The sequence below is a fragment of the Streptomyces sp. NPDC006261 genome (genome assembly GCF_040613515.1).
GTDB lineage: Bacteria > Actinomycetota > Actinomycetes > Streptomycetales > Streptomycetaceae > Streptomyces.
Genome location: NZ_JBEXSI010000057.1, coordinates 1 through 10,255 on the forward strand (window position 1 = coordinate 1; position 10,255 = coordinate 10,255).

Genomic DNA, 10,255 nt, shown 5'->3' on the forward strand with positions numbered 1-10,255 from the left:
AGACTTCCTCCACACCTACAACCACCACCGCTGCCACACCGCGCTCAACGGACACCCACCCATCAGCCGTGTCAACAACGCTGCGGGTCAATACAACTAGCGCATGAAGAGCAGGTGCGCGGCCTCCGGCTCACGCAGCAGCTCCTCCCGCATGGCCTCCCACTCGGTGGCCAGCAGGACGGCCGAACGTCTTGCCGCTGGGCTGGAGAGCCTGGCGCATCGGCCGGCGCAGCACCTCGAAGAGCTGCGACCGGAAGGTACCTTGCCTCTGGAGGTAACGCCCGATGAGGTCAAGGTCGGCGACCACCTTCCTCTCGACGGTGGCTGCTACCGCATCCGCAACATGAGAGGGGCAAGCGGGAGCAGCCGAACTCTGGAGCTGGAGGGCCGACAACTCCCCTGGATCATGACCGGCCCCCGCACCGTCTTCCGGCCGGCTGATCAGTTCCAGTTCTCCCTCCCCACGTGCAACTCAACCGCGTCATGGGGCCCTGCTGGCTCGGATGCCGCCGGGAGCGCGTATCCGTCAAGTGGTTCGGCCCTATCCGTACGAAGGACGGCGATGGCGACATGTTCGCTTGCGACGAGTGTCTGACGACGGTCGAGCGGATGGTCTCCGAGCAATTGGCCCGCCGAGACGCAGACGACTTGCGGGCCCGCTGTACAGCGCGCCGGGCGTACCTATGACCAAGCGTTGGCAACGAGAACCAGGACCCTTCCCGCCGAAGGTTCTGGGACATGTTTCGCCGCCCCTCAGCCGGTGGCCGGCCACGCGTGGTGTGGATGCACGACCGGCCCAGTACGCGAGGCGCTCTGGGAGCCAGATGGGGAGCCACCCAGCGCGGAAGTACACGGGCTTCGGTGGACAACCATGGACAACACAGGGTCAATGCGCGGGCGCCCGCAGGGCCCTGACGCTTCCTGAGCTCTTCCCTAACCGGTCCTTAAAGCGACCATAAGGATCCCCTCCACCCCGTCCCAGCAGGGGTTTTGGCCCTTCCGAGCGGCTAGCTTGCTGATCGCCGGGACGGATTGAAGACCCGGCGCCCCACCGTTGTGCCGCTTTGAAGGAGAACCCTCCATGACCGCTCGCCGCAAGGCCGCCGGGATCGTCGCCCTCGGCTTCGCACCGTTCGCGCTGGCCGGACTCACCGCCACTCCGGCGCTCGCCCACGGTTCGCTCACCGACCCGGTGAGCCGGGTTTCCGCGTGCTTCGCGGAGGGTCCGGAGAGCCCGGTGTCGGCGGCGTGCAAGGCGGCGGTCGCGGCGGGTGGTACGCAGGCGCTTTACGACTGGAACGGGGTGAACATCGCCAACGCGGCGGGCAAGCACCGTGAGTTGATCCCGGACGGCAAGCTGTGCAGCGCGGCCAACGACAAGTTCAAGGGGCTCGACCTGCCGCGCGCCGACTGGCCGGCCTCCCCCGTGAAGGCGGGCAAGCACACCTTCAAGTTCCGTGCCACGGCCCCGCACAAGGGCTCGTTCGAGCTGTACCTCACCAAGCCCGGCTACGACCCGACGAAGCCGCTGGCCTGGTCGGACCTGGAGGCGAAGCCCTTCGCCGAGGCCACCGACCCGGCTCTGGTGGACGGTTCGTACGTGTTCGACGGGACCGTTCCGGACGCGGCGGGACGGCAGCTGATCTACACGGTGTGGCAGCGCTCCGACTCCCCCGAGGCGTTCTACGCCTGCTCCGACGTGGTCTTCGGCGGCGGTTCGGCGGGTACGGGCGGTACGGGTGGCGGCGACGCGCCGGAGGAGAAGCCCGCGGGTGAGGCTCCGAAGGCGCAGGAGGGGGCGCCCGCACCGGCTCCCTCCGCCCCCTCCGAGGACGCGATCACCGAGGGCGCCGAGAAGTCCTCCGTGGAGCACAACGGGCACGGCGACGACGACGCGAAGACGGGGGCGAAGGTCAACGCCGCCGCTCCCGCCGGCCCGGCCGCCGAGCCCGAGGCCGACGCTGAGGCCGGTGCCGCCGAGGGCAACGCGCCGCAGACCAACGCCGCCGGGCAGGAGGACGTGCTCGCCGAGACCGGTGGTTCGAGCAGCAGCACCTACCTCGCCATGGGCGGGGCCGCCGCGCTCGCCGTCGGTGCGGCCGTGCTGTTCTCCTCGCAGCGCCGTCGGGCCACCGTCTTTGGCCGTCACAGCCGCTGACCCACGCCGTAAGGCATGAACACGGGCCGAGTTCGCTGTCCGCACCGACGGGCAGCGAACTCGGCCCGTTGGTGTCAGCCGATCACGCTGGAGCAGGTGGTCGGGGTGGCGCGTGCCGGGTCCAGGGCGTTGGCCACTTCGTGGAAGGCGATCCGGTCGATGGTCCCGATCGCCACGTGCTCGGACAGGTCCAGCGGGCACAGGTCCTGGAGCAGGACGTTGCGTACGTTCGGTCCGTCCAGGTACTGCGTGCGGTACGGAGTCACCACCTGGTCGTACTTGGTGGCGATGACGGTGTAGCGGACGCCGGGGACGGTGTCGCCGCCCGCGGTGAGCTTGGTGATGAAGGGGGATCCGGCGACCTGGTCGGCGAGGCCGGGAGTCTTGTCGCTGATGAACTTCTCGACGCCGGGGAAGTACGGCAGCAGCTTCGTGAGGCCGAGCAGCGACGTGCCGTGGTTGTCCGGGGCGAGGCCGACGAGTGCGTTGACCTTGGGGGCGCCGCCCAGGAACTTCAGGTAGTAGTTCGGCATCATGCCGCCCTGGGAGTGGCCGACGATGTCGGCCTTCGGCGCTCCGGTGGAGGCGAGCACCTTGTCGACGAACACGTCGAGCTGTTCGGCGGACTTGTCGATGGGGCCGAGGCCGTGGAAGAACGGCACGCCGGGGAGCTGGCCGTAGTCGAGGGAGAAGACACAGTAGCCCCGGTTGACCAGGTAGGGGGCGAGGAAAAGCCAGTTGTCGACCGAGTTCCCGAAGGTTCCGTGGACCAGGACGACGGGGCGGGGATGGGCGGCGGAGGGCTTGCAGGAGTAGTCGTTCCAGCCACGGGAGGTGGCCGTCGCGGCGGTGGGGGCAGCTGCGGTCGCGGTCGCCGTGGGGGCGACGAGAAGGGTGACTGCGAGGAGCAGGGCGGCGAATGCGCTGCGCGCGCGTGGGGTGCGCGCAGCACGGAACCAGGGCAGCATCGTGGGGTCTCCTTGCGGCTCAAGGGAGGTGCGATGGCGGTGCGCCCTGTGGCCCGGACCACAAGCTTTATGTGCTCATGCCAAATTACGCATGAGTAAGGTTGGGTGGGAAGTTACGTGTCGGTAAAAAATGGCGCAGCCTCGTCCTAGATCGGGTATTGGCGTCCCCGCCCTGATCCGCGGGGCCCCCTCAGCGCGTCGACCCCGCCCTTCAGGCCGCGAGTCCGGCCGGCTTCACCGCACCGGGCCCGAACCTCTCCCGCAGCCGGTCCGCCACCTCCTCGATCCGACGCGACCGCTCGTCCGCCGGGTCGAAGGTCAGCTGGCGGGAGGCCCGGCCTGCGTCGGCCAGCCCCTCCGCGCGCAGCGCGATCCCCCGCACCCGGGCCCGCTGGAGCCCGAAGGACTCGTGGATCCGGTAGGCGAGCGCGGTGAGCGCGGCCGAGTGCGCGGTGGGCTCCCCCAGCGTCCGGCTCCGGGTCAGCGTCGCGTAACCGGTCCGGTCCGCGTACCGCACCGAGACCGCCAGCGACCGGCACACCTGCCCCTCGCCCCGCAGCCGCACCCCCAGCTCCTCGGTGAGCGAGAGGAGGGCGCGGCGGTGCTGCTCGGGGGCCAGTTCGTCGCGGGGGAAGGAGCGTTCGGCGGCGATGGAGCGGGCGGCCGCGTTCGGGACGACCCGCGTACGGTCGATGCCCCGTGCCCGCTCCCACAGCTCACGCCCGGTGCGTACGCCGGTGATGCGCTGGAGGGTGGCCAGGGGTGCGGCGGCGATCCGGCCGACGGAGTCGAGCCCGTAACCGCACAGGGTGCGCGCCGTGGCGGCCCCGACACCGTCCAGGGCGGCGGCCGGGAGCGGTGCGAGGAACGCCGCCTCCTCCCCCCGCCCCACCACGAAGGTGGTCCCGGGCGCCGCCCGCCGAGCGGCCATCCGCGCCACCATGGGGTTGGCTCCCGCGCCGATCGCGCAGTCCACACCGTGCAGGGCGAGCGCCCGGACCCGGATCACCGAGGCCAGGCCCTGTGCGTCCCGCCCGAAGTAGCGCAACGCGCCGCCCACATCGGCGAGCGCCCCGTCGGGCGGTGCGGCCTCGACGACCGGGGTGAACGCGCCGAGCAGGGCGAGCAGCCCGGTGTAGCCGGCGCTGTCGAGGGGCCCGCCGGCGGTCCTGCGGAACCGCAGGTACAGGACGTCCGGGCTTTCTCCCTCTTCGCCGTTCATCCCGCGCTCCCCTGCGACTGGTGCCACAACTTCCTTCCGGTGGGCGGACCTTCGCCGGGTGGCTGAAGGTCGGCCCAGGGGTTCATCTCGTAACCGGTCTCCATCCGTATACGACGGCCGGCACCGGGCGTCTTCGCTTCGGCACCCTCCCCCGGCTCCTTCTCCTCGTCGCCCTCCTCCGGCGCCTCCTCCGCCAGCCGCGCCGCGACCGCGTCGAGTCCTCCGGTGCGGCGCAGTTCGGCCAGTTCGGCGAGGTTCCAGGCGGCCGCGCCCACCACACTCAGGCTGCGCGCACCGCGCCGCTGCACCACTCCGCGCACCAGCAGCAGCCAGGAGTGGAAGACGGTGTGCGCGCAGGCGGCGTGGCTGTCGTCGAAGAACGCCAGGTCGGCCAGGCCGCTGCCGTCGTCCAGGGTGGTGAAGATGACCCGGCGGCCGGAGCGGACCGGCGGCGTCTGGGTGGCCACCTTGGCACCGGCGACCAGCACGGTCTCGCCGTGCCGGGCCTCGCGCAGCCGCTTGGCGGAGACCACGCCCAGCTCCTCCAGGAAGGCATGGTGATCCCCCATCAGGTGGCGGGAGACGTCCATGCTCAGCACCCCGAGCTCGGCGCTCAGCCGTTCCGCCTCGTTGAGGTCGGGCAGCCCGACCGAGCCCGTGCGGTGTCCGTCCCCCAGCGGGAGCTGGGCACCCCGGGCGCCGGAACCGGAGCTCCGGTGGGCGCGGTGGAGCTCGGAGAGGTGCAGCAGCAGGTCGCGGCGGTTGGCGCCGAAGGCGTCCAACGCGCCCACCTGCGCGAGCCGTTCGGCGACCGGGCGGCCCGGGCGGGCCCGTTGCCAGAAGTCCAGCAGTGAGGAGTACGGCTGCCCCTCCTCGATCCGGGCGGCCTCGGCCTCACTGATGCCGTGGACGTCGGAGAGCGCGAGACGCAGCCCCCAGGCCTCCGCCTCTCCCCCCCCATCAGACACCAGTTCGATTCGGTGGGCGACCGCCGACCGGTTCACATCCAGCGGCAGCAGCGGCACCCCGCGCCGCCGGGCGTCCGCGAGCAGCAGCCGCTTCGGGTACATCCCGGGGTCGTGGGTGAGCAGACCGGCGTAGAAGGCGGCCGGGTGGTGCGCCTTGAGCCAGGCGGACTGGTACGTCGGTACGGCGAACGCGACGGCGTGCGCCTTGCAGAAGCCGTAGCTGCCGAACGCCTCGATGATCTTCCAGGTATGTGCGATCACCTCGGCGTCGTACCCCCGGGCCGCCGCGTGCCGCGCGAACCAGACCCTGATCAGCCCTTGGGACTCGGGGTGGGAGAGCCCGCGCCGCACCCGGTCGGCCTCGCCCCGGCCGCAGCCGGTCATGATGGCGACGATCTCGATGATCTGCTCGTGGAAGACGACCACGCCGTAGGTGCCGCTCAGCGGTCCTTCCAGGTCGGGGTGGGGGTAGCGGACCGGCGCCCGGCCGTGCCGGGCCTCGATGAACGGCCGCACCATGTCGGCGGCGACGGGCCCCGGCCGGAACAGCGAGATGTCGACGACCAGGTCGTGGAAGGTGGCGGGCTGGAGCCTGCCGACCAGGTCGCGCTGGCCGGGCGACTCGATCTGGAAGCAGCCCAGTGTCTCGGCGGTACGGATCAGCCGGTACGTCTCCGGGTCGCCCGGCGGTACGGCGTCCAGGTCCACGTCCGCGCCCGAGGCGCGTTTCACCTCGGCGACGGCGTGCGCCATCGCGGACTGCATCCGTACGCCCAGCACATCGAGTTTCAGCAGCCCCAGGTCCTCCACGTCCTCCTTGTCGAACTGCGCCATCGGGAAGCCCTCGCCGCTGGTGGGCATCACCGGTGTACGGCGCAGCAGCCCGGCGTCCGAGAGCAGCACCCCGCACGGGTGCATGGCGATCCCGCGCGGCAGCGCGTCCAGCCCCTCCACCAGCTCCCAGAGCCGGCCGTACCTGTCCTGGTTCCGCGCGACCTCCTTCAGCTCGGGCAGCTCCTCCATCGCGGCGCGGGCGTCGCGGGCCCGGATGTGCGGGAACGCCTTGGCGAGCCGGTCGGTCTCGGCCGGGTCCATGGAGAGCGCGGCGCCGACGTCGCGGATGGCGTGGCGCACCCGGTAGGTCTCGGGCATGGCGACGGTGGCGACGCGTTCGGGTCCGAAGCGTTCGATGATCCGGCGGTAGACGTCGAGCCGACGGGCCGATTCGACGTCGATGTCGATGTCGGGCAGGACGAAGCGGCGCTTGGACAGGAAGCGCTCCATGAGCAGCCCGTGCTCGACGGGGTCGGCGTGGGCGATGCCGAGGAGGTGGTTGACCAGGGAGCCCGCGCCGGAGCCGCGCGCGGCGACCCGGATGCCCATATCCCGTACGTCGTCGACGACCTGAGCGACCGTCAGGAAGTACGAGGCGAATCCGCGGTGGGCGATGATGTCGAGCTCCTCGTGCATCCGGTCCCAGTACGCGCGGTCGCGGTCATAGCCGCGCAGCACCATCCCGGCGGCGGCCCTGGAGGTGAGCACCCGGTGCGCGGTACGCCGGCCGGCGCCGACCAGGTGCGGTTCGGGGAAGTGGATGGAGCCCATCCCGATGTCGGCGGCGGGATCGACCCGGCAGGCGTCGGCGGTGCGCCGGGTCTCCGCCAGCAGCCGGGCCGCCGCGCCCTGCCCCAGACCGGCGGCGGAGGCGATCCGCTCGGCGGCCTCCCGCATCGCGCCCTCACCCTTGAGCCAGCGCTCACCGCTGTCCAGGGGCGAGCGACGCGGGTCGACGGGGACGAGCCTGCGGGCGGAGTCGAGTACGTCGGCGATGGGACCCTGCCCCGGGTCGGCGTACCGGACGGCGTTGGTCAGCACGGTCCGTACGCCCTGGTCGGCGGCGAAGCCGAGGGTACGGGCGGCCAGCCGCAGCGATCCGGGCCCGGTGCCCGGACGGCCGTGGTGGACGGCTTCGAGGCGCAGGTCGTCGCCGTACATCTCCCGCCAGGGCGCGAGCAGCGCGGCGGCCCGGTCGGGGCGGCCCGCGGCGAGCGCCCGGCCCACCTCGGAGGCGGGCCCGAGCAGCACGGTCAGCCCGTCGGCGGGCAGCGCGGCCCGGCCGACCAGGGGCGGCCCGGTGACGCCGAGCGGACCGGACCCGTCGAGCGGACCGATGGCGTCAGCGGCGCCCCGTGCGTGGGCGGCGGTGACGAGCCGGCACAGCTCGGCCCAGCCGCGTGCGCCGTCCCGGGCGAGGAAGGTGACACGGGGTGCGGATTCATCGACAAAGGCACCGCCGCGCGCGGGAGTGCGCGGGCGTGCGGCAGCCCGGCCCGCCCCCTCCGCGTACGAGGCCACCGCGAGGTCCACCCCGAAGAGCGGCCGGACCTCAACCTCCTCCCCCTGGCAGGCCTTGGCGAACCGGACCGCTCCCGCGAGGGTGTCGCGATCGGTCAGCGCAAGGGAGCCCATCCCCCGCTCGGCGGCACGCCCGGCGAGCCGCTCGGGGTGCGAGGCCCCGTACCGCAGGGAGAACCCCGAGACGGTATGGAGATGCGTGAAACCGGACATCCGCACCTCCTGAACCGTTCCGACCGTTCCGTCACTCACCACCCCTGTTCTCCACCATAGACCAACTTCGAACACGCGTGCGATATCCAGTGTGCACCCTTCCTGAGTAGCTCACGCACCCGCGCTGAGTACCCGGACCGGTGCGGGGGGCAGCGTGAGCGCATTGGATCAAGGCATGAGCACAACAGCCCCGCAGCCCACGCCCCCGGCGGACGAGACCTCCACGGGGGCCTCCACGGAGGCCCCCGCCCCGGACCGCACGCGCTTCTGGTCCGGCCTGTGCGCCGGCCTCTTCGCGCCCGCCGCGCTGGTGGCGGGCCTGTTGACCCTCACCGGCGAGCGCGCGGGGCGCTGCATGACGTACGGGCAGCAGTGCGGCGACTCACTGCCCGGCTGGCTGTTCGGCTGGAGCCTCGCCCTGGCCGTCGTGGCGTGTGCCGTCGCCCTGGCCGCGACCACCGTGCGCGTGCGCCAGGTGGCGTTCGCCACGCAGCTCCTGGCGGAGTTCGTGGCGCTGACGGTGGTCCTCAGCCACACCTGACGCGTGGCGGGAGCTCGTGGCGCCCTCGGTCCCACCTGACCGGCGGCCGGTGGCGGCTCCTGCGCCCTTGAGCCATTCGGCCCCGCCCCGCCTGCGCGGCCACCGGCCCGCCCGGACGGTTGGGGCATGACTTTCGTCGACGAGGTGAAGAACGCCGTCACTCCACGGGCCGCCCTGCTCGTCATCGGCGTGCTCGGGCTGCAACTGCTGTTCATCGCGTCCTACGTCGGCGCCCTGCACAAACCGAAGCCGACCGATGTGGCCTTCGGGGTGGTGGCCCCGCAGCAGATGTCCCAGCAGCTCGTCAGCCGGCTCGACGGACTTCCCGGCGGGCCTCTGGACCCGCGGACGGTGAGCAGCGAGGCCGAGGCGCGCGAGCAGATCATGAACCGCGACATCGACGGCGCCCTGATCGTCTCGCCGGAGGGCCGCACCGACACGCTGCTGGTCGCCTCCGGCGGCGGGACCGTCCTGTCCAGCGCCCTGGAACGGATCCTCACCCAGGTAGAGGGCTCCCAGCAGCGGACCGTACGGACCGTGGACGTGGCACCGGCCTCCGCCGACGACTTCGACGGGCTCTCGTCCTTCTACCTGGTGGTCGGCTGGTGCGTCGGCGGCTACCTCTGCGCCTCGATCCTGGCGATCAGCGCCGGCACCAAGCCCGCCAACCGGCAGCGCGCGCTGATCCGGACCGCCGTGATGGCGCTGTACGCGGTCGCGGGCGGCATCGGCGGCGCGATCATCATCGGCCCGATCCTCGGCGCCCTGCCGGGCAGCGTCTGGGGCCTGGCAGGCCTCGGAGCCCTGGTCGTCTTCTCGGTCGGCATGATCACGCTCGCCCTGGAGGCCCTCACCGGCATCGTCGGCATCGGCCTGGCCGTCCTGATCATCGTCATCGCGGGCAACCCGAGCGCGGGCGGCGCCTTCCCGCTCCCGATGCTCCCGGACTTCTGGCGGGCGATCGGCCCGGCCCTCCCGCCGGGCGCGGGCACCTGGGTGGCCCGCTCGATCGCCTACTTCCGGGGCAACGCGGTCACCGGCCCGCTGCTGGTGCTCTCCGCCTGGGCGGTCGTGGGCACGGCGCTGACCCTGCTGCTGTCGCTGCGGCGGGGGGCTGGGCGCGATGACGGGAGCGCGGGGACGGCACCGTCGGCCGGTGGGTCGACAGCGGCCTGAAGCCCGCTCCACACCCGGCCGCCTCCCACCCGGCCGGCGCCCAGGGCGGCGGCGGCGTCCTGGCCTCCCCAGCTCTGCTGCGGAGTGCGCCACAGGACATGGACGCCGAAGACATCGTGGACCGCGGCGGGCGCCCACTCCTCCGCCGGAGGGCCGGCCAGGACGAGGCAGAGCCGGTCGGCGCCCACGGCCAGGGCGTGGTTGATCTCGCGGAGGCGGGCCGCTCCCGAGCGTAGGTCGGCGTACGAGGTGAGGTCCGCACCGAGCACTTCGTAGAGCAGGTGCTCCTCGTCGGTCACACAGGCGACGTCGACGACCGGGTGCTCGGGCTCCGGCTGCCGGTCCCCGCGCAGAAGGGCCGCCTTCAGTTCGAAGCGCACCGCCTCATGCGTCTTGCAGGTGCGGTCCGCTGCGGCCGAAGTCTCCAGGAGCTGGGGCAGGCCCGCGCTCGACTCCGTCTTCTCCGGTGCGGCGGGGGCGGCTGTCGTGGTGGTCATGGGTTCAGCTTCCTCGGGCTCGGACGGCGGGGGCGTTCCGGACGGCTCGAACGGCTCGGACGGCTCGGACGGCTCGGACGGCTCGGACGGCTCGGACGGCTCGGACGGCTCGGACGGCTCGGACGGCTCGGACGGCTCGGACGGCTCGGACGGCACA

6 protein-coding genes and 1 pseudogene are annotated in these 10,255 nt (G+C 72.4%); 4 read left to right on the plus strand and 3 right to left on the minus strand.

Annotated elements, in window-relative coordinates:
• Both ABZ154_RS28590 and ABZ154_RS28595 read left to right on the plus strand, forming a co-directional pair.
• Positions 1 to 100: pseudogene (locus tag ABZ154_RS28590) on the plus strand (IS481 family transposase); the annotation flags it as partial.
• Positions 101 to 1,081: 981 nt separating this feature from the next.
• Entirely contained in the window at positions 1,082 to 2,158 is a 1,077-nt protein-coding gene (locus ABZ154_RS28595; RefSeq protein ID WP_356837264.1) for a lytic polysaccharide monooxygenase, read from the plus strand.
• 74 nt (positions 2,159 to 2,232) lie between these two features.
• Here the strand turns inward: ABZ154_RS28595 and ABZ154_RS28600 are convergent, their stop codons facing one another.
• The 3 genes from ABZ154_RS28600 to dnaE all read right to left on the minus strand — a co-directional run bounded on the left by ABZ154_RS28600 (position 2,233) and on the right by dnaE (position 7,884).
• Entirely contained in the window at positions 2,233 to 3,126 is an 894-nt protein-coding gene (locus ABZ154_RS28600) for an alpha/beta fold hydrolase (protein WP_356837265.1), read from the minus strand.
• 211 nt (positions 3,127 to 3,337) lie between these two features.
• A complete protein-coding gene (locus ABZ154_RS28605; RefSeq protein ID WP_356837266.1) occupies positions 3,338 to 4,348 on the minus strand; it encodes a hypothetical protein in 1,011 nt (336 codons plus the stop codon).
• Positions 4,345 to 7,884 (minus strand): DNA polymerase III subunit alpha, encoded by a 3,540-nt coding sequence (gene dnaE / locus ABZ154_RS28610; RefSeq protein WP_356837267.1) that lies wholly within the window; start codon positions 7,882 to 7,884, stop codon positions 4,345 to 4,347. Before dnaE ends, ABZ154_RS28605 begins: the two co-directional genes overlap by 4 nt.
• Before the next feature lie 175 nt (positions 7,885 to 8,059).
• Here dnaE and ABZ154_RS28615 point away from each other — a divergent pair, with 175 nt between their 5' ends.
• Together ABZ154_RS28615 and ABZ154_RS28620 are read left to right on the plus strand one after the other, a co-directional pair.
• Complete coding sequence (locus tag ABZ154_RS28615; protein WP_356837268.1) at positions 8,060 to 8,425, plus strand: hypothetical protein; 366 nt, start codon at positions 8,060 to 8,062, stop codon at positions 8,423 to 8,425.
• A gap of 126 nt (positions 8,426 to 8,551) precedes the next feature.
• A complete protein-coding gene (locus ABZ154_RS28620; RefSeq protein WP_356837269.1) occupies positions 8,552 to 9,601 on the plus strand; it encodes a DUF3533 domain-containing protein in 1,050 nt (349 codons plus the stop codon).
• The last annotated feature ends 654 nt before the right edge of the window (positions 9,602 to 10,255 follow it).

Bases quoted from the DNA above. Each gene is read 5' to 3' on its own strand.
- ABZ154_RS28595 (WP_356837264.1), top strand. From the start codon at position 1,082: ATGACCGCTCGCCGCAAGGCCGCCGGGATCGTCGCCCTCGGCTTCGCA.
- ABZ154_RS28600 (WP_356837265.1), bottom strand. From the start codon at position 3,126: ATGCTGCCCTGGTTCCGTGCTGCGCGCACCCCACGCGCGCGCAGCGCA.
- ABZ154_RS28605 (WP_356837266.1), bottom strand. From the start codon at position 4,348: ATGAACGGCGAAGAGGGAGAAAGCCCGGACGTCCTGTACCTGCGGTTC.
- dnaE (WP_356837267.1), bottom strand. From the start codon at position 7,884: ATGTCCGGTTTCACGCATCTCCATACCGTCTCGGGGTTCTCCCTGCGG.
- ABZ154_RS28615 (WP_356837268.1), top strand. From the start codon at position 8,060: ATGAGCACAACAGCCCCGCAGCCCACGCCCCCGGCGGACGAGACCTCC.
- ABZ154_RS28620 (WP_356837269.1), top strand. From the start codon at position 8,552: ATGACTTTCGTCGACGAGGTGAAGAACGCCGTCACTCCACGGGCCGCC.